Origin of the sequence: Photorhabdus hindustanensis (assembly GCF_002968995.1) — a bacterium.
In the GTDB taxonomy this organism is placed as follows: Bacteria; Pseudomonadota; Gammaproteobacteria; order Enterobacterales; family Enterobacteriaceae; genus Photorhabdus; species Photorhabdus akhurstii.
In genome coordinates this window covers 1-23,630 of the sequence record NZ_PUWT01000017.1, presented here as the reverse complement: position 1 = coordinate 23,630, position 23,630 = coordinate 1, and the positions used below count along the sequence as shown (strand labels likewise).

Here is a 23,630-nt window from a genome sequence, read left to right as displayed (position 1 = left end):
TTGGACATTATTGTCACCAGTACCGGACTGAGCCGGGATAAAATTGAAGCGTTAAAGCATTAAATTAATCTTCTCTTTTACAGTAAAATGCCGATATTCAAGATCGGCATTTTTGTTTTTATTTTTACTGAATGGACATACGCCGGATCTCTCCCAATTTGTCCATCAACTGATTGAACAATCTCCGGAGCATGAAACGATGTTGATGACTATTGCAGAACAGCTTGAACAAAAAGGGTTTGAGCGAGGTATCAAGCAAGGTAGAAAGGAAGGCCGAGAGGAAGGCCGAGAGGAAGGCCGAGAAGAAGGCCGAGAAGAAGGTATTGAGCTAGGCCGAGAGAAAGGTAAAGTGGAAACGGCTCGTGCCTTATTACGGCATGGCGTGAGTTTGGACATTATTGTCACCAGTACCGGACTGAGCCGGGATAAAATTGAAGCGTTAAAGCATTAAATTCATCTTCTCTTTTACAGCAAAATGCCGATATTCAAGATCGGCATTTTTGTTCTTATTTATAGGGAGCGGAATGGCACCTTATTAAACATAAAATTATCCATCAGCATCTTCTATTATTACTGACATAAATGGGTATCGTGTGGCGAAGGGCAGCGCTGATGGGTATTTAAAAGGGCAACAGAAACTATAGTGATACTAGGAAAAAACCAAAAACATTATTTTCATGCTGAAACTCTTACATTGATTTTGGATAATTACAGTATCCATAAAAGCCGACTGATCAGTGATTGGCTAGCCCGTCATCCTAAATTTAACCTATTGTTTTACCTGTTTATTCTCCCCGGCTAAATAAAATTGAGCGTCTGTGGCGATCCTTGCATGAAACGGTGACACGAAATCATGGCTGTCAGTATATGTGGCAGTTGCTTGAGAAAGTGAAAGCGTTTTTAAATTCATCCCCCTACATGAATAGCAGAGAATAAAAAGAGTCGGTGTATCATAATTGTGAGAAGTTATTTATGATTATTTTTTATCACCAAACTGAATTTATTGCGCCAAAATAGAATTTAGCTTTTGCATCGAAACTGTTAAATTCCAAACTTTCGGGATATAGTAGTGGTCGTAGTGTCAACTTTGATCATAACACCTTTATTGAGACAAAATTCATTTTGATTTCCAATAAATCATAAGGCAACAACACAGTGAAAACAGGGCTAAAACAACGCTTTCGTATGCTAATAGGATTAGCAGTAATACTGATCATAATACAATTGTTTGATACTTTAACCGGTGGCGCACTAAGTAATTTAGGCATCATTCCTCGATACTCCCGAGGGTTAATTGGTATTCCGCTATCTCCATTCCTGCATGGTGACTGGGGGCACTTATTCAGCAATCTCCCCGTATTATTAGTATTGAGTGTGTTACTGATGGCACACTCCATTCGTTATTATGTTCTCGCCAGCCTGTTTATTATCTTTATGGAAGGAACATTAGTTTGGTTATTTGGGCGCACGGCTATTCATATAGGTGCCAGCGGATGGATTTTTGGTCTATGGGGATTGTTGCTGGCTAACGCCTTTTTCCTGAGAAGAATAAAAGATCTCTTCTTTGCGATTTTGGTGTTTGTGTACTACGGTGGGATTGTGTTTGGCTTATTACCGTGGCAAGAGGATATTTCAACGGAAGGACATATTTTTGGTGTGATATCTGGGTTGGTTTTCTCTTGGCTATCGAAGAGATGGATAATAGAGAGCCATTAGTTTTATGGCATCGGGGATAGGCCGTAAGTAGATTATCCCCATTTCAGATATTCATTGATAGTATACCCTATGGATTTCAAGATGCATCGCGACGGCAAGGGAGCGAATCCCCGGGAGCATAGATAACTATGTGATCGGGGTGAGTGCGGCTAACAAAGAGGCAACTTGAAAGATGACGGGTATAAACAGTAAAAAAATAAACTTGGTTACCTTTATGCCAGGAATAAATGAATGACCATTTAAAATGGAATGACTAATTAGGGTATTTAAGAGTGCGATATTGCGATTTTAGCCCTAATCTCATTTCTGAATTAAGAATCATATTCTATATCATTTGAAAGAACTCAATTTATCTTTTACTTTATTAACTCTGTTTTTTAAACAGAACAATGAACTCTATTTCCATGAAGTAAGAATTTTATTTGTGTTTTAAAAAAAACCAAATAATATAACGTCAATAAAAGTATAAATAGGACATATTCAATGCGTAATAGACTTTTTCTTTGGTTACTTGCCTTGCCGTTAGTATTAAGTTGTTATGGTGGCTGGCAATATTACCGAACCAGTGAACTGACTGAATCCCTCGATAGTATTAAATTGTTACATGCCAAAGCGACACAGTTGTTGCAAACCAATCCCAATATCACCATGAAATTCGGCGACACTTCTTTTACCGTCAATCAAATTCTCAATAGAACAGATGAAATAATTAACAGCAGAGAAGCCACATTCAGCGAGTTTCAGTCAATTTTAGATCTAGGGACGATTGGCGGTGGTGTATTATCACTACTGTTAGGGGGATTCGCGATTTTGCTATGTATGCGTAGTGGTAATGTGGCTCGCAAATCCCGCGATGAATTATTGAGGGTATTTGATCATTGTCGCCGGTTGCTGCCTTTTATTCTTGTCGGGCAGATGACATTGATTGGCCTCACTGTTTTTTCCCTGATCAGCTACGAAATACTTTGGTTTATTGGTAATTTTGAAATGAGAGGTGGCGGGGCAAAAATTGTTGCTGTTGCGGGCGTGACAGCATTGGCAATTCTGTGGTGCATCATTAAGGGTATTGCGAAACTCAAACACTGTTTTGTTATGTTTTCCCCTTCGGCCTCCCATTTGATGGGAAAACCCGTGACTCCAGAGGAAGCTCCTGGCCTATGGCAATGGATCAATGAGTTAGCTGAACAAGTCGGTACAGCGCCGCCAGACAATATTGTTGTCGGTTTGACGGAATGTTTCTTTGTGACTTCCTACCCTGTTTGCATCAATAATGAGCAGGTACTTGAAGGTCGTACCTTATATTTTCCGCTAATCTACGGAGCATTGTTGAGCCGTGAAGAATCCGCAGCGGTGATCGGTCATGAATTGGGGCACTTTACCGGTGAAGATACTACCTACAGTCTCCACTTTTCACCTATTTACGCAGGCATGAGCCGCAGCATCGATGTGATGATCAGTAACATTAAGGATAGAGAAGATTACTATAGCCGTCTGGTGATGAGTCCTTCCATTTATTTGGGTATCTTCTTCATCCAACAATTTGATTTTGCGGTGAATCATTGGAGCCGTATCCGTGAATATGCCGCCGATGCTGTGGGTGCCAGGTTGAGTAGTGCTCAAGCTATTTCTAGCGCTTTATTGCGTATTTCTGCGGTGAGCGAGTCAATTAACCAGCAATTGTCAGTGTTGTTTGCAGGTAAATTGAAAGCCGATGATCTATTGCCTGTCATTATTGATAACCTGCGCGAAAATGGCATTCCTGATGCGGGCCAGTTCTTGGAAAATGAGCTTACTCACCCTACGGATACCCATCCAACAACTAAATCTCGTATTGAAGCATTAGAGTTGCCAATAGAACAGGAATTGCTGGATTATGCTTCGCGTCCGGTTGAAGCAGGACATTACAATAATATTGATGATCTATTTACTGATGCTAAAGCGCTTTCAGTGGAATTAACACAAAACCTGTCAGGTGAAATTGATGAGTATTATCAAGAGCAGAAACAAATTTGGGAAGAACAGGCGGTATCGGCATCTGAAACTACCACTTTGACCGTATCCAGTAAACGTAATCTTATGTTTATTTTGCCTTTTATTTTTATGATTATGGTGGGCAGTGGGTTCTTTTTGTCTTTCGCTATAAAAGAAACCAATTCAGAGCATATATTAGAGGCAATTTTTTTAGTCTCCGCACTAATTGCTTTAGTCAATTTACCTTGTTTGTTATTCGCAATTATCATCTATAAACGCTGCAAAAACAGCATGATAATTTGGGAGCCAACAAAAATCAGCGGCCCTGATTTTCAGACATCTTATCCTCTGCATAATATTATTGATTTCAATTATACGACTTTTGATTCCTTCTTCTTCAAAGTGAGGACATTAACGCTTGAGCTAGCAGATAATGCCACTCTGCCAGATATGACGCCTAAAAAACGATTAGGTAGGGGAAAATTACGGAAGAAAAAACGCCATCTCTTTTATGGTTTTGTAGGAACGCTGAAAGCCAATGGTAAAAAAATATCTGATGGAGAAGTTATTGAAATGATCCATAACTATCTTCAAGCCGCTCATGCCCGACATGTTTTAAATCAGCATCAATCCGATTAATAACAACAACCAGCCCGTTTGTGATAACGGGCTGGTAATAATGAAATATAACCACTGATTTTTTAATTTCGTGCAGTTATATCCATTTCAATGCAGCATCATCTACAGGCTGCTCCAAAACTTGTTTATCTTTTTTGTAATCATGTGGAACCCGCCAGGTTGAGCTATATCCCTGACGAGGAAGCAAGTCCTTTGCGCGTTTTACGTAACCAGCTCGCAAGGCGCCAAAAATATGCTCGTCCTCCTGCATCTCACCCCGCTCAGCATATGGCATCACAACGGTAGCACCGCGACGGTCCATCTCGTTCAACAAACGGCAGATATAATCCGCAGATAGATCAACTTTCAACGTCCAGGCGTTATTGATATAACCAAACAGACAGGCAAAATTAGGGACATTCTGTATCAACGTTCCCTTATAAAGCATGCGATCATGAGCTTGCTGTTTTTGCCCATCAATAGAGAGTTCAATTCCACCAATAAAATGTAATTTCAGCCCAGTCGCTGTAACAATAATATCTGCGGGTAATTCCTTACCTGATTGTAATAAGATACTGTTTTCAGTTATGCGTTCAATATAGTCAGTAACGATAGAGGCTTTACCTTCTTTCAGTACCTTGAATAGGTTATTACTGGGAATAAAACAGAGCCGTTCATCCCACGGCATGTATTTTGGCGTCAAATGTTTCATGTCAAAATCTGGGCCGACACGTTTGCGAGCAGATGACAGTAAAAGTGATTTCAATAAATTAGGTAAATGTCGACTCGTTTTATAAATTAAGCGCTGGAAAAAGAGATTGCGCTTTCTACTCAATGTGTAAATCCAGCGCTGTGGAATAATGCCTTTGCAGAACTCGGCTATTTTGTCCCTGCCAGGGATTGAAAGAATATAACTCGGGGAGCGCTGTAGCATCGTGATATGGGCAGTATCATGTGCCATTGCCGGTAGTAAAGTAACTGCTGTTGCGCCACTACCAATGACAACAACTCGCTTTCCTTTGTAATTCAATTCCTCAGGCCAGAGTTGAGGGTGAATTACCGGGCCTTTAAAATCTTTAATGCCGGGGAATTCAGGTAAATGAGGTTCATCATAGTTGTAATAACCTGTTGCCGCGACGAGAAAGCGACAGGTAAATTGCTGAGTTTCCCCACTGATTTCGTCAATCGCGGTAACGGTCCACTGGCGAGTCGTATTTGACCAGTCAGTATGCGTGATTTTTAGCCCAAACTTTATTTTCTTATCAAGGTCATACTCTTTTGCCGTTGCATGGATATAATTTCTAATTGAAGGCCCATCGGCAAAAACACTGGTATCTGTCCAAGGGCGGAATGTATAGCCATAGCTCATCATATCTGTATCTGAGCGAATACCTGGGTAGCGAAATAAATCCCAAGTACCGCCTATTTTTTGGCGACGTTCTAATATCATAAACTGCTTATCAGGACATTTCCTTGTTAAATGACATGCTGTACCAATGCCTGCAATACCAGCGCCAATAATCAAAACATCATAATGGTTATTCACTGTCTCTCTCCTACAAGGTCATTTTTTGATGAGTTGAAACTCACCTAGCTAAAGCAATGTGATTCTTGTCATCATTGACAGTAGCATAGCAATATGAAATTGCTTTAGTCTTACATTGCTCATTACCCGTGTTTAACGTGTCAATATTTCCTACCGCCACAAATAAATAATTAGCTTGAGAATATTTTCAACCCTTAAATATGAATATTGGGCACGGTGCTTAAGTCACGTTATAGACGAAATAAACACAACTAAAAGTTTGCTAAAGCATTTTTGTCTGCTCTTGAGTCAATATTGTATTATGCAAGGATTTCGAAGTGAACCCGACAGAACTTAGCGGAAGGGAGATAAGATGTATTTTATTGATTGAATATCTTCCCAAAATTTAGAATTTGGTCAATTATGGGGAGATTTTTAGGTTAATTCGATAAAATAATCCAGAAAACAGGATATTCTCTGAATTATTTTAAATATGTGAAGTTGTTCAAGGGGATTTAATGTTTATTTATTGCTGATTGATCTTTTCTAATCATTTTCATGTTAGGGGCCAGTTCAATACCACCACGCTATCATTGTAATTGCCCTCGGTACCACTTTCAGCGCCAATAATGACTGAACCCGGTTTTCCATCAAGGGTATTATAGGCGTAACGGAGTTTACAGGGTTTGCCATCCCCTATAATCTCGATACAGACTTTTCCTGTTCCTGATGTATAGGCTTTAGTATCTGTTCCTTTACCGGTGAATGTATCTACCAGACGGTCGTCAATATAGACTTTTACTGTTTGCTGATGGATAGTTGTATTAGTATAAGCTATCAGGCCAAATCGAATACTTTGAGGTAACTGGAAACAGTATTTGCCGGTGTCATTGGCGCCGCATGTTCCGCTACAGCCTCCATTATTTCCTCGGTCACTGCCTAATAAATCGATGTCAATCAATACCGCGGCTTGAGCTGTTTTGAAGATTCCTCCGGTATAAGCAGAAACAGGAACAATGTCATGTGCAAGAGTGTGTGATTGTGGATAAAATCCGATATGCTGATCCTCTTTGAGGAAATCAATAAAAGGATTATTTTGATGAATTTTTCTCCATGTAGCAGCATCCAGGTTTTTACTAAATGCTGGGTATTTCTTTGTTATTTCCCATCTGTCTGAGATAGATTTTCGCTTAATCGTGTGTGAGTTTACGGCATAATCAATACAATCATTGCCTTTAAAGAAACAAACGCTACTTGTTGTTAATTCTATGGCCGCATCTATCCCATTTTCGAATTCGGTTCCTTCCAATCCGGGCCACCCATCTGCAATAAATCTTGGACCATCAGTGACTTTGGCTGTCGCTATGTTGAATTTAATATATTGAGATCCTTTAAAAAAATATAAATAACCATTTAAATTAATCACATCATCAATATGTCTTTGAAACTCGATAGGAAGATCGGGCCAATCATTACTGATAGGTTGATGGTAGTTTGTATCTGGTATATTTAATGTGTCATTAAATCTGGCATTATCTGCATTAAGGAATAAATAGACATATGGATTCATTAATATATATCCTTCATGGTTTTTAGGTTTGTCATTGATTTATAATGTTTTTTAAATCTACTGTTTACAGATAAAATATAGCAATAATGATATTAAGGCTATTTGGTAAAACAGAAAAATTTACACTATGAAAATTAGTATAAAAGATAGGCTATGGCAATGCTATATATTAATAGGTTATTTATTGATTTGATGATGTTGTTTTTTTGCAAAAATTCAAATATATACTATGAGGTAAGGCTTATATTGTGCAATTAAATTTCAAAACACTATTTTATATCTATATTTAATTTCTAATTTTAACAATAACATATTAAAAATATATTAAATTGATAATGTTTTCATATGAAAAGCGGCATAATACCGCTTTAATTATTGATAGAGTTTATCACTAGTGAAAATCTTTAACTCACCAGTTCAGAATGATGACGCTATCCTTGTAATTATTGGCGGCCCCATTTTCAGCCCCGATAATGACGGTTCCAGGTTTTCCCCCAAGAGTATTATCAAAATAACGGAGTTTGCAGGGTTTATCATTGCCTGCAATCTCAATACAGATTTTACCTGTACCGGATGCATAGGTTTTAGTCGCTATCAGGTTATCTATCCCCTTGCCGGTTAATGTATCTACCAGAAGATCGTCAATATAGAGTTTTACCATTTGTTGATGAACATCAGTATTCGTGTAGGCTGTCAGCCTAAATTTGGTACTCTGGGGTAATTGGAAACAATATTTACCTGTGTCATTGGTACCATATTTTCCGCCACAGTTTTGACTACCTAACAAATCTGTATCAACTGATACCGCAGCTTGAATTTTGTTGAAGGTAACTCCTAGCCAATTAGTTTTATTAGGAGTCGTTGGTCCCCCATCGATAGCATTTAATTTCAGATTAAATCGGATATTAGAGTTACCTTTGAAAATGAAGATATAATGGTATCCACGAGTTCTCCATAATATTGCGGCATCCAAGTTTGTACTAAATTCTGAATATTTTCCAGTTGTTCCCAATTTTTCCGAAATAGTTTTTTGGTTAATCGTATGTGAACTTACAGTATAATCGATACACTCACTACCTTTAAAGAAACAAACGACATTGGTGATATCAGGTTTTTTTATATCGATCCATTCCGTCGCTGCATCTATCCCATTTTCAAATTCGGTTCCTATTAGTCCCGGCCATCCTTCCACAATGGGTTTAGGCCCCTCAGACACCTGAGCTTTTGCAATGTCGAATTTAAGGTATTGCGATCCTTTAAAGAAATACAAATAACCATTTAAATTAATCACATCGTCAATGTGTCTTTGGAACTCGACAGGAAGATTAGGCCAATCTTTACTGACAGGTTGAGGATAACCTGCGTACATCCCATTGTGACCAGATATTTCATTGTATTTAATATTTTCCGAGTTAAGAAAAAGATAACTGGATGTATTCATTGTTATATATCCTTCATGGTAATTATATCTTAACGTATTGTTTAGATTTTCGGTTTAAATAAATTTCAAATAGTGTTGAAAACTCCATATTTAATTGTGCAATTTATTTATATCTTTGATGATACAGAATGATTTGTATTGTTGAAGATTAATATCACTGGTGAGTTATAATCAAGATTATGTTTTAATGGTTTAATGATTGGTTTTATTTGTTTTTATTTTTGCAGAAATAAAAATGTATGCTAAGAGATAAGGTATATGTAAATTAAATGGGAATTAAAGCATTATATTTTATTTTTTTAACGTCTTTTTCAGTTTTTTTCATTTTTATGAGAGATGGGTAATGCTTATAAGTATATTTTATTAATGATATTTATGTCATAAAAAAGCGGCAAATAATACCGCTTTAATGTATTAATGATTTCTTGTAGTGAAATTAATAGAGTATTTTAAACTAATTCGCCAGTGGCCAATTCAGTACCACCACGCTGTCATTGTAATTATTATTGGCATCATTTTCGGCGCCAATAGTGACTGTTCCCGGTTTTCCATCAAGGGTATTATAGGAGTAACGGAGTTTACAGGGTTTGCCATCTCCTATAATCTCGATACAGACTTTGCCTGTACCTGATGTATAAGCTTTAGTATTTGTTCCTTTGCCGGTTAATGTGTCTACCAGAAGATCGTCAATATAGACTTTTACGGTTTGTTGATGGGTGGTTGTATTAGTGTACGCTATCAGACCAAATCGAATACTTTGAGGTAGCTGGCAGCAATATTTACCGCCATCACTCGTACCGCATTCTCCGGCGCAATTGGAGGGTTTGGTAACCGGGAGGCAAGGATCTTTAACTTGTGTCATTTTCCACAGGCCGGTATAGGGCTTACGGAGGTTATTAGCGGAAGTATATACATGACATACTGTTTCAGGGACTCCAACCCAACCATTAGTATCAAGAAAGCCTCTGGTTCCCCATCGGTTATATAGCGTAATGTTTTCATCTTCTTTGATTTTTCCATCAATAGATGGCATGTCAGAATAAATAATCCACTCTAATGTTTCTGGGCGGATGTTTTTATCTGATGTGTGTATCGGGTATATTTCGCCTTCTGGAACCTGTTGACTTGATGATTCATAATGCCCTAAATAGCCACCATCACATTGATAAAGATTGTGGAGTAAAATAGCATCGTTGTTAATAACTTCACTGCCGATAGGTTTTCCCGTTCCTGATTCAATTCGCCAGAATGTTCCGGCTTGAGTGGTGGTTATTACAGTATATTTTCCATCTGAAATACCACTCGCTCCATATACACTGAGATATCCACCATCCCAGTTTCTGAAACTATTTAATATTTTTACGGTATCGCCATATTTAAGTATATTCGCCATAATTTCTCCAGGAAGTTTGTTATCTATGTCTAATCGTTGATATATCCCTTGAAATTGTTCTGAGCTGATCCTATTGCCGCTCAATAATCCTTTAAGTGGAGCTATTGTGATAAGTAGGAAGCTTCACTTTTGTGGTGCTTAGTAGGGATAGCAGTAGCGATAAACGCCTACGGATTGAGTATCAATCCTAATGATTATTCGGTAAAGGCAGTGCCTTTGTTACCTACTTCCAACAATGAGTTAGGCTACTGAAATTGCTGTTGCTTGATTATTCTACTTTACCGCCATCAGCTTCATCTCAAACCTGATTACGTAATGCATTCACTGGATGATACACGGTGCTTTTTTTTGCGCTGCATGTGAGGTAAATTGCTTACCACGTCGATGAAATTTAAGCCAACAGGAATTGGGACTCATAATGTCGAAGTCAATTGGAAATAATCAGGTAGTTGGAACTAATAATATAGTTGTTATTGCGATGGTGGTTGCATTAGTTCAATTTATTAATGCATTAGAGTACATGATGGTAACTCCGCTTTTTGTTTATATGTCGAAAGATTTTCACATGCCGGTTACGATGGCGGGGGTTGTTGCTGGTGTTTATGTTTTCTCCTCGGTATTTTCTGGCCTGGCATCCTTTTTCTTTATTGATCGTTTTAATAAAAGAAAGGTTCTTATTTTAAACACGCTGTTTCTTGGTTTAATTACGTTTCTGACGATTTTCTCTTCGGAACCCTACCAACTTATTCTGCTACGTATTATTGCCGGTCTGTTTGGTGGTGTGACATTGGGAGTCGGCATCGGGATCTTACTTAATAATTCTCCAGAAAGTATGCGGGGAAGAGTATTAGGCATTGCGTTTTCATCTTTTTCATTCGTAAGTATTTTAGGTATACCATTGTGCTTATATTTGGCCGAGAGTTTTCACTGGAAAGTCTCTTTTTTACTCATCGTTATTTTATGCATAGTGAGTGTGCCTCTGATCCTCTTCTTTATTCCAGGCGCAGAGAAAGTAAAAAATAGTCAGAACAAAATTGTGCTAACCAAAAAAATAACGTTGGCCGGGATGGCAAGTGGCGTCAGTAATTTTAGTCCTTTCATGCTTATTCCGATACTTGCTCCGCTATTAACAAATGTGTTTTATATCCCGGAAAATCAGGTTTCACTGGTATTCTTTTGCGGTGGTATTGCCTCTTGGTTAGGCACTTATTTAACCGGGAAACTTTGTGATAGATATCCGCCTCAGAGAATTACCATCGCTGCGGCGACTTTATTTATTGTTAATATCTTTCTAGGATTGACGGGAAAAGTAGATGGATACGTTTTCTTCTCACTTTTTATGTTCGCGACTTATGTACAGGTGATGGCTGCAAACGTGTTGGCTTCTTATGCCTCGACGCCTGAAAATCGTGCGGGCTTTGGCGCCCTCCAGATGGCATTTTCCAATTTGGGCGCCGGTGTGGTGTTTTTCTTCTCCTCTATTTTCTTAGACGGTAAGGAGATTATTGCTGAGAATGTGCAGCCTATTTTCATACTGACTATGGTTAGCGCCCTGATATTACCTGTATATGTAATGAAATTAGCTCAAGTGATGAAAAGAGGGACGAAAAATCTAGTGAATAATGCTTAGAGTAACAGTTAAGGAGAAATAACGACAGATATGTGATCTAGCCTTAATGGTAAAATAGAGATTTTGCGCTATATTTGAATTTAAGGCTAGTCATTGATATAAGAAGATAGAGGTGATTAGTAATAATTAAATGTTGTTTGGAGTGTAATGTCACTGGAGGAAATTAATGTTATAAGGATAATTTTGGTCAATGCTGGATGATAGTGTGCGAAAGGATGAAATTATTATAAATCCTATCATAATTATTATTGAACTTATTAATTGATATAGGTGGGTAAAATGGAAAGAAAATCAAATAACGCTCAGAATAAACCAGCCATGAATATTATCGCGGGAGTGACAAATATTAAATCTATTTATAATAAAACGCCTTGTAAAATTGTCATTGAACATGGATATGTTGCCAGGAGAAATTTTTCCGTGGATAAAATGTCTGAATGGCATGGCGATTTATGGGCGCCCTGGATAGGTGATAAATATGAACCTAATAAAGCAATTCATATCTATACTGAAAGGGGATTGAGATCTGAATTCAGATTTAATATTTGGATATTTCAGGATTATTGGAATCCACCAAATGAAAATGCAGTTAAATATTCCATAAATAGGGAATTTACTTACGATGATGCATTAGAGATCCCTGGTAATAATCGAGGTGGTGGAAATAAAATCCTAACGCTGGAATTTAATGATAATGATATTAATTTGGAAATGATATAGCGTTATAAGATATTGAATATATCGGGTAACGTTCTGTATCAAATAGACATCTGTTGAAATGACAGCATTTCTTCGCGTGTTGTTCGGCATTTTTAATTACTCTATTGATGGTTAATCTGGTTGACTATCAAGTGAGTTTTTATTTGAGCTAATAACTAACTTATTGAAATGCTGATACGCGTAGAAATCGGTTATATCTCTAATGATTAACTCCAAAATACTTATATTATTAAACTATTTCATTTATTGATTATTGTAATAAAGTGTCAATTTGTTGAAAAGAGAGGGATGGTGTAAATCATTTGTCATGTATGGCATGTGTGTTAATACGCTTGTTAATGGAGATTTTTATATAAGTCATCATGTAATTAATAATCAATCTCATTTGAGAAAATAAGATCAAATAAAGTCGTGAAATAAAAATAACAATTATCCGATGTTTATTGCATATTATTACTGTTTGTTACAAATTGTTACAATTTGTAATAAATTAAAAGTAAAAAATAGTAACAATTATAATTGGTTATGAAATGTCATTAAGAATTTCCTGAATTTTGCTTATTTTTATTTAATTAATTCTTGTTTAACTTCTGTTGATGTTTGCTCTTTTATTATCTATGTAAGCTTAATTCTTTCTTTGTTGGATGTTATCTAACATAATTCCTTCATTAGAATGAGTATAAATTGAGGTTGTTTTGCTTTGGTTGATTTTGTTAGGTCGTTCGTCAATTAAGGTGCCATTATTCGTTCCCTCATATTGGGTGTCTGTCTAATTATCGGTTCGTAACTATCTGATAAAGCGTGTTATTCCGTGAAAATATCATGCCATAACCATGATGTTTTTATTCTATTTTTGCTAGTAAGGAGTTATCAATGACTGCAAGTTTTCAAAATGAAGTTCCTAAGTCGCGTATTAATATTAAATTGGATCTACATACCGGTGGAGCACGGAAAAAGGTTGAGTTGCCGTTGAAATTGCTGGTCATGGGTGATTACAGCAACGGGCAGGAACAACGCCCGCTTTCGGAACGAGAGAAGGTTTCTATAAATAAAAACAATTTTGACAGCGTATTAGCTGAGTTTAACCCTGCGGTTAATTTGACAGTGGAGAATACCTTGGCCGGAGATGGGAGCGAAGAAAATATCGCTTTTATTTTTCGGCAAATAAAGGACTTCGAGCCTGAGCAAGTGGCGCGACAAATTCCACAACTGCGAGCGTTGCTTTCTATGCGCAATTTGTTGCGCGAGCTGAAATCCAACCTACTTGACAATGCCGCCTTTCGTCGAGAATTGGAGCGTATTCTCCAGGATGAAATGTTGAGCGATAAACTGCGAGCTGAATTGGCAGCACTAATGCCGCCAAACAGGTCGCCGCAAGACAGGTAATGGTCACATTATTTTCACGAGATTTAAGTAAGGGCATTTGAATGACTGTACAAGAGCAGGCCACATCTTCTATGGCGACGGCAAACCATCATGCCGGTGGGGTTTACTCGTCTTTGTTTGAGAAGATCAATTTACGTCCGGTGGAGCGATTAAGTGATATTGCATGCTTTCATAACAGTGACGCATTGGCGAGCGTGACGGAAGATGAACGGGTGACCGTGGCTGTTAGCGTTCTTCTCGATCTGCTGCAAGCCTCCGCTCAAAAAGTGGCCCAGTTGGATAAAGCATTGCTGGATTTTGAGATCGGCAAATTGGATCGCAAAATTGGCCGCCAACTGGATGTGGTGATACATCAACCGGAATTCCAGCGAGTAGAATCTGCCTGGCGAGGTCTAAAATTTCTGGTGGATCGAACAGATTTACGCCAGAACGTCAAAATTGAAGTATTGGATGTGGCCAAGGATGATTTGCGGCAAGATTTTGACGATACCCTGGAAATTGTTCAGAGCGGTTTCTATCGTCACGCTTACATTCAGGAATATGACACACCAGGCGGCGAACCGATTGGCGCAGTGATTGCCGACTATGAATTTAGTGCCGGATCGCAGGATATCGCCTTATTGCGCAACATTGCCAAAGTCGCGGCAGCGGCGCATATGCCATTCATTACTGCTGCTGCGCCAGCCTTTTTTGGCAAGAAGAGCATGGATGAAGTGGCGGTGATGAAAGATATCGGTCACTATTTTGAACGCGCCGAATGCTCCAAGTGGAAGGCTTTCCGCGACAGCGAAGACGCCCGTTATATTGGCCTCACTCTGCCAAGAGTGTTGGGACGTCTGCCGTATGGTCCGAAGAGTGTGCCGGTGCGGACGTTTAATTATACCGAAGAGGCAAAGGGGCCGGACCGCAATAAGTATTTGTGGACCAATGCCGCTTTTGCTTTTGCCGTCAATATGGTCAGGAGTTTTGTCAAAAATGGCTGGTGTGTGCAGATCCGCGGTCCGCAAGCCGGTGGCGCTATCACCGATTTACCGATTTCTCTCTATGATCTGGGTACTGGTTATCGGGCTAAGATCCCATCAGAAGTACTGATCCCGGAAACCCGTGAGTTCGAATTTGCCAATTTAGGCTTTATTCCGCTCTCTTATTACAAAAATCGCGATTACGCCTGCTTCTTTTCGGCTCACTCCACGCAGAAGCCGGCGGTGTATGACACCGGTGAAGCCACGGCCAACAGTCGCATTAATGCGCGTCTGCCCTATATCTTCCTGCTATCACGCATTGCCCATTACTTAAAGCTGATCCAGCGGGAGAACATTGGCAGCACTAAAGATCGGCGTTTGCTCGAAATTGAACTGAATAACTGGGTCAACACGCTGGTAACAGAGATGAATGATCCGACTGACGACATGCAGGCATCTCATCCGCTGCGTGAAGCACATGTGGTGGTTGAGGATATTGATGACAATCCGGGATTCTTCCGAGTCAGGCTGTATGCGGTGCCGCACTTTCAGGTGGAAGGGATTGACGTCAATTTATCTCTGGTTTCTCAGATGCCGAAAGCGAAATCGTAATCATTTTATTGGGAGTTATGATGAAAATTCTACGTCCTCTCTGGATTGAAGACGCCTTTTTAGCCCCTCAACAATTTCAGCAACAAGCGTGTTGGGAGGCACTGACCAACAATTGTATTGCCCATCTGGGATTGATTCATCCCTGGGGAGTGCTTGATATTCGGTTTGATCAGGAAGCACTGCGCTTAAACCGCCTGAAAGTTCAGCATCTCAAAGCCCGTTTACAGGATGGGACGCTGATTGATACTGATTATGCTGACAATCTGCCCGCGGCCTGTGATTTACAGCAGGCGGCGCCGGAGGATATGCGTGCTGTTGAGGTATTGCTGGCGTTACCGCTGGAGCATGCCAATGGCGGCAATTGCCGCCAGAGTAGTGAAAGTGCGGGGCCGGGACAACCGCCGCTACGTTATCAGCAGGAGTGGGTTGAGATACAGGATAAGTACGGCGATGGGCGTGAATCCATTGCGGTCGAGCGCCATGCGATTTCCCTACGCTTTCAGCATGACCAAAATGAGGCTTATCTGACATGCCCATTGGCGCGTCTGGTACGTGACGGGCAAAACGGTTGGATGCTGGATAACCGTTTTGTGCCGCCATTGCTCTCTTTTGCTGCCCATCCTCCATTGCTGGAACAGTTTGATCTGTTGTTGACTCAGCTACGTGCTAAGCGCACCCGTCTGATGGGAATGCGTCGTGAAAGCCATCAACGTATGGCAGATTTTGCTGTCGCGGATGTGTCACTGTTCTGGTTGTTGAATGCGCTTAACAGCTATGAACCGGTGTTGAATAATTTTAAAGCTGCGCCTGCACTGCATCCGGAAATTATCTACCGTGAACTGGTGAAGTTAGCGGGGGCGTTACTGACGTTTTCACTGGAGAGTGATCTCGACGCGATCCCTAATTATCAACACCACCAACTCAGCGACGTTTTCCCGCCATTGATCCGGCTTATCAGTACATTACTTGAGGCGAGTCTGCCATCAAGGGTGATTTCGATTGAGCTGGAAGTGGTGCGCGAAAATCAGTGGAGAGCATCACTTCATGACAGGCGATTGTGTGAAGAGGCTGATTTCTACCTCTCTGTACGGTCGTCGATGCCGGCACACCTGCTACAAACTCAGTTTCCGCAACTGTGCAAAGTGGGAGCGCCTGATGATGTTGAGCGACTGATTAACTTGTCATTGAGCGGCATTCCTCTACATCCGCTCAGTCATGTACCGGCGGCGATCCCGTTGCGGTTGGAAAACCAATACTTTGCTTTCGATCTGAATAATCCGACGGCTAAAGCCATGTTGGAGGCGGGAAGCTGCGCCTTCTATGTGCCCGGTACCTTGTCGGGCGTTCAATTAGAACTGTTTGCGGTATTACGCTCATGAACAAAGAAATTTCAATTGATGACCTGATGCTTGACATTGGGATGCTAGTGATTGCGCTAAAGAATGGCGATAAATCGCTGTACGGCGAGGCGTTATATCAAAAAGGGATTGATTTGGTAGAAAAGGCACGGCAGCAATTAAGTACGAATGGTATCAGCGAAGAGAACATGGCTCACATCACCTATGCCTTGTGCGCGTTGCTGGATGAAACCGTACTCAGACGCCCTGAGCGGGATAACGGCTATGAAACTTGGTCGAAAACGCCGTTGCAGACACGATTTTGCAATAGCAACCATGCTGGAGAACGGCTGTTTGAACGTATACGTCAAGTATTGGATCAACCACAACCCTCTCTGCTGGTATTAGCGGGTTTCCAGCGCGTATTGGCATTGGGTTTCCAAGGGGGCGATCTGGAAAAGATCGCTCAGGAACGCCAGTCATTACTGGATATACTGACTGATCGTGCCGGGGTGATGGCGGTGCAACCCCATCAGATAATACGCGCCAGCGCGGACCGTCATCAGGACCAATATTGGCATGCACGCTCTCCGTGGTTTTGGGGATGTCTGGCCGTAGCGGGGGTAACTTTGGTGTGGTGCGGTCTGCGTCTCTACCTTAAGCAATATTTGTTGCTTGGATAAGGCTAAGGAGAGCAAATTGAGTTGCGTATTAAAACGAGCGTTGTGGCTTTTAGCTGGTGTTCTGGCGGCGCTGTTATGTCTGTTTTTCTTGCCGCTAGGGAATGTGTCTATTGCCTTGTGGTTGGCCGCGATCTTGATAGTGACGGTGATTGCCTGGTGGCGGGTTGGCCGCGCCATACCTGAAATGTCCCGTCAGGCCGGTGTTTGCCGTTTGCTGGCGGCATTACCTGCGGCCTCGTGGCGTCAGCCTGTGGTACTAACCTGCGGCGATAGCGTGGCGACGCTGTTTGCGGAAGGGCCGGTACGCTGCACGCCACAGGGCTGTTTTATCTGTGTGTCGCAGCAAAACGAGATGAGCGCACTGGTAGCAGCGATTATTGCCGCCAGACCTGATTGGAGTAGGCAGATCAGCGTGCTATTAACACTCTTTCCTGAACAGCAACGAGATCAAGCCGTAATGACGGCAAAGATCAGGGAATTTCGCTATCAGGTTGATCGTGTTGTTCAACTAACCGCTTACCGTGCACCGGTATTGATCGCCGGTTATCTTGATGGCGATATCAGCCCGTGGTTCGAGCTACAGGCAGACAGCTCGACAATGACGGTATGGGGAGAAGAACATGCCGCTGTTGGGATGAATATCTGGCTGACCGAAGGAGACGCGCGGCAATGCGCCACGCGTTTACAGCAAGCGATTGCGGCGGCGGCATGGCAACGCTGGATGGTAGAAAACATCTTGAACGAATGCCGATCGCCGGAGCTGGTCAGTCGGCCTTGTCCTCCCATAGCAATGGCGCTGACGTTTCTGCCACAAACGCCACAGGAAAACAACTTATGGACAAAATGGCTGATCGACCGTACCACTTTACCCCGCATTAGCCACAGCATTGCTGAGGCGGTGAATGTATCGCCATTTCCCGATGCCATGTTACGCCTGTTGCCACATCATGTTGGCCATACACCGCACCGACGAGCGGTCATCTGGGGCATCGGCCTGCTGAGCGGATTTGCCTGTCTGGCATTGGCCTCCAGTGCCTGGAACAACTTGCGCCTGTTGCGCCAGATACGCAGTGATTTACAGCATTATCAGATAGTTGATGTGAAAGATAATGGCGCGAAAGTTCAGGCTTACCATCAACTCAAGCTTGATGCGGCATTGCTGGAGAAATATCAACGTGACGGCGAACCGGTGCGCTTAGGGGTAGGGCTTTATTTAGGCGATCGCCTTTATACGCCGCTGATGGATGTGATCAACCATGCAGTGTTACCGGTATCTCCGCCTCCTGTGCCGAAGAGCGGCAAGCCGTTGCCGCAGACATTGAACCTGAGCAGCATGTCACTGTTTGACGTTGGACAATCACGTCTTAAGCCAGAAGCGGCCAAAGTGCTGGTGAACGTATTGATCGACATTAAAGCTAAACCGGGCTGGATGGTGGTGATAACGGGTCATACCGATTCAACCGGTGACGCCGCGAAAAACAGCGTGCTATCACTGGCGCGGGCAAAAGCAGTGCGAGATTGGATATTACAAACCAGTGACGTATCGCCGGCGTGCCTTGTCGTAAAAGGCGAAGGCGCGACGCGGCCGATTGCGACCAATACAACCGCGGCAGGACGCGCTGTCAACCGTCGGGTTGAAATCAGTCTGATGCCGTCGAACGTAGGCGCCTGCCAACGACCACAAAGAAACTAAATGACAACTAGGATTTTAATATGGATACCGTATTTACCGCACTATTGTGCCGCTTAAACCATTATTGCGCGCAGGCATTGGAAGCCGCCGCTGCATTTTGCCAGACACGGGCACATGCTGAAATCACTGTGGAACACTGGTTGCTCAAGCTGCTTGAGGGCGGCGAAGGCGACATTACGGTGATTGCTCGACGTTATGAGTGGGATATGGATACGCTGTGGCAGTCGTTGCTGACTACGATTAACCGTTTGCCGCATAGCATCAACCAACGCCCGCGGTTATCAAGCGACCTGTGTAGTTTGTTACAGGTTGCCTGGTGCGTGGCTTCGCTGGAAGAGGGTAATGAATCTATTCGCTCGGTGCATCTTTTGCAGGTACTGCGCGGCCAACCGGCTTGGTTGCGTACCCATCATGGCTGGCCGTTACTCAACCTGAGTGTGACGCAACTACAACGTTTGCGCCCATTACTGGATCAACAATCGGACGAGCGCCCGGAGATACAGGTAGCGGCATGTCTGACGACGGATAGATCAATCGCTGAAATTGAGGATCGCGACACAGATAACTATGCGCTAAATCCCCAGCCATTATCATTCGCTTTGCAGAATGTATTGGACAAATTCACGCTGGACATCACAGCCAGAGCTGCTGAGGGTGGCATTGACCCGGTATTTGGCCGTGACAGTGAAATCCGCCAGATGATCGACATCCTATCGCGTCGGCGTAAAAACAACCCGATTCTGGTGGGGGAACCGGGAGTAGGGAAAACCGCGCTGGTGGAAGGATTGGCCCTGCGTATTGTTGAGGGCAATGTCCCCGATAGCTTAAAAACCGTCAGCGTGCGGATGCTGGATCTAGGCTTGTTGCAGGCAGGCGCGGGGGTAAAAGGCGAATTTGAGCAGCGACTGAAAAACGTCATTGAAGCGGTGCAACAGTCACCAACCCCCATTCTGCTATTTATTGATGAAGCGCACACGCTGATTGGTACCGGTAATCAGGCGGGGGGCGCTGATGCGGCTAACCTGCTAAAACCTGCTTTAGCGCGGGGAGAATTACGCACGATTGCCGCCACCACTTGGTCGGAATACAAACAGTATTTTGAACGGGATGCCGCACTGGAGCGACGTTTCCAGACGATTAAAGTCGATGAACCGGACGATGAGACAGCTTGCCTGATGCTGCGTGGACTGAAAGCGCGTTACGCTCGTTATCATGGCGTACATATTCAGGAAGATGCGGTGAAGGCTGCTGTTGCCTTATCTCGCCGTTACCTGACTGGGCGACAGCTACCGGATAAAGCAGTAGACCTGCTGGATACCGCCAGCGCACGAGTCAGGATGAGCTTGGATACGGTACCGGAGGCGTTGACGCGACTCCAGTCCCAATTGACCGCGCTTGAGATAGAACAACAGGCGATACTGGAAGATATTGCACTGGGGCAATGCCATCACTCGGACCGTTTGGCACAAATTGAAATGCAACGTCATGAACTGTGCCGACAGCAACAACAGCGGGATAAACAGTATCAACAGGAAAAACAGCTGACGCAACAGTTGCTCGATGCCCGGCAGGACATCAGCCGACAGCATGATATAGCCCTGTTGCAACAGCAACTGGCGACACTACAACAAGGGCAGCCGTTACTATCGTCGGATGTTGATGTACGTTCCGTAGCAACAGTAATCGCTGATTGGACAGGCGTTCCGTTAAGTAGCTTGTTGAAAGATGAACAGACCGGTTTGTTGCATTTGGAGCAACATTTGGGGGAGCGGGTTATTGGTCAGGAGGCGGCGCTACGGGAAATCGCCCAGCGTTTACGTGCCGCTAAAACCGGATTGACGCCGGAACAGGGGCCATTGGGCGTATTCCTGTTGGTTGGGCCGAGTGGGGTAGGGAAAACTGAAACCGCGCTGGCATTGGCGGATAACCTGTTTGGTGGGTCGCGTTCACTGATCACTATCAATCTATCGGAATATCAGGAACCACATACGGTGTCTCAGCTTAAAGGCTCACCGCCAGGTTATGTCGGATATGGTCAGGGAGGGATCTTAACGGAAGCAGTACGTAAACGCCCGTATAGTGTGGTGTTGTTGGACGAAGTGGAAAAAGCCCATCGTGACGTCATTAACTTGTTCTATCAGGTATTTGATCGCGGCTTTATGCGCGATGGCGAAGGACGAGAAATCGATTTTCGTCATACTGTCATCTTAATGACCTCTAATCTGGGCAGTGATCAACTGATGGCGTTATTGACACAACAACCTGACGCCCCGAATGCCGCGTTGCATGAGCTGTTGCATCCGATGCTTCGTGATCACTTCCAGCCGGCTCTGTTGGCTCGCTTTCAGACCGTGATTTACCGCCCGTTACAGGCTGATGCGCTCAGACGTATTGTTGAAATCAAACTGGAACAAGTTACTCGGCGTCTTCATAGCCATTATGGCCTGACCTGCGTAGTGGAAAGCAGCCTGTGCGACACCTTGGTGAATGCTTGTCTGTTGCCGGACAGTGGAGTACGCAATATCGACAGCCTGCTCAACCAGCAAATATTACCGGTGTTATCACAGGCGCTGCTGGAACGTTTGGCCCATCACAATAAACCTGCTGGCGTGACATTGGGTTTCGACGAAGAAGAGGGGATCACTCTTGCTTTTACTGATACTGAACCGGTTGCTTCATTGGATATCAAGAACAAATAAGTCATGGTTAAATGAAAGGAATGGTTAAATAAATTGTATGAAACTGTGCATAGGGTTCTGCCCTATATCTGATGGAATAAGAAGTTCGCACATAAAATAACGTGGCATGTCGCCCGAATGAAAAGGTATTAAAAAGATGAAAGTAAAAAATGTAACGATAAAAAAAGAGGGGAGATTATTGGGTGACGAAGCAACGACAGGTACGCCTTCTCTTCCTGAAAAACGCAGTTGGTTGGCGCATAAATGGAAATGGATGACTACCTGCTTTATTCCGATTTTCATCTTTGGTGCATTTGCGATTGTCATGGGCGTAATGAAATCTTCGGAACCCTATAAGAAAGCTTTATCGCTGGCACAAAGTAATCCTATTGTGAAAAATATTTTAGGCCAGCCAATTAAAACAGGATGGTTTGTTTCTGGCAGTGTTAACGATAGAGAGGCGGAATTGGACATTCCTATAAAAGGAAATCGGTCTGGTGGTTCGATGCATGTTGATGCAAATAAGTATGCAGGACATTGGCGATATAAAAATATTACTGTTCAACCTGATTCAGGTGGGCAATTGATCGATTTACTGGCTGTCGATAATCCCATGAAATAAAGATGATTTTCTTTGTATCATGCTATTAAAACTCCCTTGAGCCGATTTAATTTCATTGGAAAGTCATGAGAATCATGCTTAAAAGAGAAAATTAAGCGACGTAGAGTCAATGGTATTTTGTTTTTTTATAAAGCATTGTTTTATCTATGTAATTTTTGGGTTATTTCAAATGTTTTCTGTAAAATTATGGTTTGGATACATCAGGTCGCGACAGTGGCGGATAATTTTTTGTGCGGCGGGCTTAATCGGATTGGCTGTCTTTGGACTGCGGTTATTGCTCTTTGATCATAGGTGGGAGATATATCATTTCTGGCATCAAGAGCGACAATCTATTGATAGAGAGTGGCAAACCTGGGCCAGCCGATATATGCCTGTGTTGCACAATAATGTATTTTTACCGGAGAAAGTGATTGCTACGATTACCTTGCAGGATGAAGCAGGATAATCGCTGCCTTGAATTAGGATTGAGTTATTATCTGTGATTATTTTGGGTGATGAAATTTATTCTCATTCGCATTATCTAATTGAGAATCATTATTTTTTACCTCGACGTAACATATTGTTGTTGGGGGTAAGATAAGATTAAGGTTGGAATAATACATTTATTGTATTTTTGTTTGTATATAACATGCTGAAAGTAATGGAAATATATGTCTTATTATGGGTTTATGACGCGAAAATATCAATGGGGTGAATTTGGTTCATATTATTTTGATCGATGCAACCTTTTTGTGTATACAAATGACATTCCGTTTAAGATTGGTTTAAATATGCTGAATTTTGCCGTTGAGATTAAACAAATTGTGCTGTTTGATAAAAAAACACTTGATTTTAATATGCGCTAATGAGGAGAATTGACTTATTCAATAACCGTCTATTTCGTTATTGAATCTATTAATTCGAGAGCAGGCATCAGGCCCTCACGATTATTTTCATTCCGGTTAACTGCTGAGTCAGGAAATACCGGATGAAATCTCTTGTTCCCCGGATTAACCAGGGCTGACAACCGAGCATTTATTCGGTTGGATTTGTGCCAGTTGAATGGATGAATTGACCTCATCGCTGATAGCAAC

At 42.2% G+C, this 23,630-nt stretch carries 17 protein-coding genes and 2 pseudogenes; 14 read left to right on the top strand and 5 right to left on the bottom strand.

Annotated features, from left to right (window positions below; all coding sequences use genetic code 11):
- Positions 1 to 112 precede the first annotated feature (112 nt).
- The 4 genes and pseudogenes from C6H66_RS07200 to C6H66_RS07185 all read left to right on the top strand — a co-directional run.
- Positions 113 to 451: pseudogene (locus C6H66_RS07200) on the top strand (ISNCY family transposase); the annotation flags it as partial.
- A gap of 148 nt (positions 452 to 599) precedes the next feature.
- A pseudogene (locus tag C6H66_RS07195) lies at positions 600 to 936 on the top strand (transposase); the annotation flags it as partial.
- Positions 937 to 1,155: 219 nt separating this feature from the next.
- Complete coding sequence (locus tag C6H66_RS07190; protein WP_105395214.1) at positions 1,156 to 1,716, top strand: rhomboid family intramembrane serine protease; 561 nt, start codon at positions 1,156 to 1,158, stop codon at positions 1,714 to 1,716.
- Positions 1,717 to 2,199: 483 nt separating this feature from the next.
- A complete protein-coding gene (locus C6H66_RS07185; protein WP_105395213.1) occupies positions 2,200 to 4,326 on the top strand; it encodes a M48 family metallopeptidase in 2,127 nt (708 codons plus the stop codon).
- A gap of 76 nt (positions 4,327 to 4,402) precedes the next feature.
- On the opposite strand, the gene C6H66_RS07180 is transcribed toward C6H66_RS07185, so the two are convergent.
- The 4 genes from C6H66_RS07180 to C6H66_RS07165 all read right to left on the bottom strand — a co-directional run bounded on the left by C6H66_RS07180 (position 4,403) and on the right by C6H66_RS07165 (position 10,234).
- Entirely contained in the window at positions 4,403 to 5,851 is a 1,449-nt protein-coding gene (locus C6H66_RS07180; protein ID WP_105395212.1) for a flavin-containing monooxygenase, read from the bottom strand.
- 535 nt (positions 5,852 to 6,386) lie between these two features.
- Positions 6,387 to 7,400 (bottom strand): fucose-binding lectin II, encoded by a 1,014-nt coding sequence (locus C6H66_RS07175; protein ID WP_105395211.1) that lies wholly within the window; start codon positions 7,398 to 7,400, stop codon positions 6,387 to 6,389.
- A 409-nt stretch (positions 7,401 to 7,809) separates the two neighbouring features.
- Positions 7,810 to 8,841, bottom strand: coding sequence for a fucose-binding lectin II (locus C6H66_RS07170; RefSeq protein ID WP_105395210.1), 1,032 nt, complete (start codon positions 8,839 to 8,841; stop codon positions 7,810 to 7,812).
- A gap of 454 nt (positions 8,842 to 9,295) precedes the next feature.
- On the bottom strand, positions 9,296 to 10,234 hold the full coding sequence (locus C6H66_RS07165) for a fucose-binding lectin II (RefSeq protein ID WP_046394758.1): 939 nt from the start codon (positions 10,232 to 10,234) through the stop codon (positions 9,296 to 9,298).
- A gap of 418 nt (positions 10,235 to 10,652) precedes the next feature.
- On the opposite strand from C6H66_RS07165, the gene C6H66_RS07160 reads away from it, so the two are divergent.
- From C6H66_RS07160 to C6H66_RS07115, 10 genes are all read left to right on the top strand, one after another.
- A complete protein-coding gene (locus C6H66_RS07160; protein ID WP_105395209.1) occupies positions 10,653 to 11,864 on the top strand; it encodes an MFS transporter in 1,212 nt (403 codons plus the stop codon).
- Positions 11,865 to 12,143: 279 nt separating this feature from the next.
- Positions 12,144 to 12,584 carry a hypothetical protein gene (locus tag C6H66_RS07155; RefSeq protein ID WP_105395208.1) on the top strand — a complete coding sequence of 147 codons (441 nt, stop codon included), beginning with the start codon at positions 12,144 to 12,146 and terminating at the stop codon, positions 12,582 to 12,584.
- 873 nt (positions 12,585 to 13,457) lie between these two features.
- Positions 13,458 to 13,970 (top strand): type VI secretion system contractile sheath small subunit, encoded by a 513-nt coding sequence (gene tssB / locus C6H66_RS07150; RefSeq protein ID WP_046394755.1) that lies wholly within the window; start codon positions 13,458 to 13,460, stop codon positions 13,968 to 13,970.
- Positions 13,971 to 14,011: 41 nt separating this feature from the next.
- Entirely contained in the window at positions 14,012 to 15,544 is a 1,533-nt protein-coding gene (gene tssC, locus C6H66_RS07145) for a type VI secretion system contractile sheath large subunit (protein ID WP_105395207.1), read from the top strand.
- Positions 15,545 to 15,564: 20 nt separating this feature from the next.
- Complete coding sequence (gene tssK, locus C6H66_RS07140; RefSeq protein WP_181150155.1) at positions 15,565 to 16,923, top strand: type VI secretion system baseplate subunit TssK; 1,359 nt, start codon at positions 15,565 to 15,567, stop codon at positions 16,921 to 16,923.
- Positions 16,920 to 17,564, top strand: a complete 645-nt coding sequence (tssL, locus tag C6H66_RS07135) for a type VI secretion system protein TssL, short form (RefSeq protein WP_105395205.1) — start codon at positions 16,920 to 16,922, stop codon at positions 17,562 to 17,564. Before tssK ends, tssL begins: the two co-directional genes overlap by 4 nt.
- A 16-nt stretch (positions 17,565 to 17,580) precedes the next feature.
- Positions 17,581 to 19,257: an OmpA family protein gene (locus tag C6H66_RS07130; RefSeq protein WP_105395204.1), complete on the top strand. Its 1,677-nt coding sequence runs from the start codon at positions 17,581 to 17,583 to the stop codon at positions 19,255 to 19,257.
- A gap of 20 nt (positions 19,258 to 19,277) precedes the next feature.
- On the top strand, positions 19,278 to 21,956 hold the full coding sequence (tssH, locus tag C6H66_RS07125) for a type VI secretion system ATPase TssH (protein ID WP_105395203.1): 2,679 nt from the start codon (positions 19,278 to 19,280) through the stop codon (positions 21,954 to 21,956).
- A 136-nt stretch (positions 21,957 to 22,092) separates the two neighbouring features.
- Entirely contained in the window at positions 22,093 to 22,557 is a 465-nt protein-coding gene (locus C6H66_RS07120) for a cytochrome c oxidase assembly factor Coa1 family protein (RefSeq protein ID WP_105395202.1), read from the top strand.
- A 169-nt stretch (positions 22,558 to 22,726) separates the two neighbouring features.
- Positions 22,727 to 23,002, top strand: a complete 276-nt coding sequence (locus C6H66_RS07115; RefSeq protein WP_146111028.1) for a MerC domain-containing protein — start codon at positions 22,727 to 22,729, stop codon at positions 23,000 to 23,002.
- 429 nt (positions 23,003 to 23,431) lie between these two features.
- Here the strand turns inward: C6H66_RS07115 and C6H66_RS26345 are convergent.
- The coding region (locus C6H66_RS26345; protein WP_219847607.1) for a hypothetical protein at positions 23,432 to 23,630 on the bottom strand (199 nt) is incomplete at its 5' end.

Coding starts and splice junctions, on each gene's coding strand:
- C6H66_RS07120 (WP_105395202.1), top strand. CDS start 22,093: ATGAAAGTAAAAAATGTAACGATAAAAAAAGAGGGGAGATTATTGGGT.
- C6H66_RS07170 (WP_105395210.1), bottom strand. CDS start 8,841: ATGAATACATCCAGTTATCTTTTTCTTAACTCGGAAAATATTAAATAC.
- tssH (WP_105395203.1), top strand. CDS start 19,278: ATGGATACCGTATTTACCGCACTATTGTGCCGCTTAAACCATTATTGC.
- tssC (WP_105395207.1), top strand. CDS start 14,012: ATGACTGTACAAGAGCAGGCCACATCTTCTATGGCGACGGCAAACCAT.
- tssB (WP_046394755.1), top strand. CDS start 13,458: ATGACTGCAAGTTTTCAAAATGAAGTTCCTAAGTCGCGTATTAATATT.
- C6H66_RS07165 (WP_046394758.1), bottom strand. CDS start 10,234: ATGGCGAATATACTTAAATATGGCGATACCGTAAAAATATTAAATAGT.
- C6H66_RS07115 (WP_146111028.1), top strand. CDS start 22,727: ATGTTTTCTGTAAAATTATGGTTTGGATACATCAGGTCGCGACAGTGG.
- C6H66_RS07155 (WP_105395208.1), top strand. CDS start 12,144: ATGGAAAGAAAATCAAATAACGCTCAGAATAAACCAGCCATGAATATT.
- C6H66_RS07160 (WP_105395209.1), top strand. CDS start 10,653: ATGTCGAAGTCAATTGGAAATAATCAGGTAGTTGGAACTAATAATATA.
- C6H66_RS07185 (WP_105395213.1), top strand. CDS start 2,200: ATGCGTAATAGACTTTTTCTTTGGTTACTTGCCTTGCCGTTAGTATTA.
- tssK (WP_181150155.1), top strand. CDS start 15,565: ATGAAAATTCTACGTCCTCTCTGGATTGAAGACGCCTTTTTAGCCCCT.
- tssL (WP_105395205.1), top strand. CDS start 16,920: ATGAACAAAGAAATTTCAATTGATGACCTGATGCTTGACATTGGGATG.
- C6H66_RS07175 (WP_105395211.1), bottom strand. CDS start 7,400: ATGAATCCATATGTCTATTTATTCCTTAATGCAGATAATGCCAGATTT.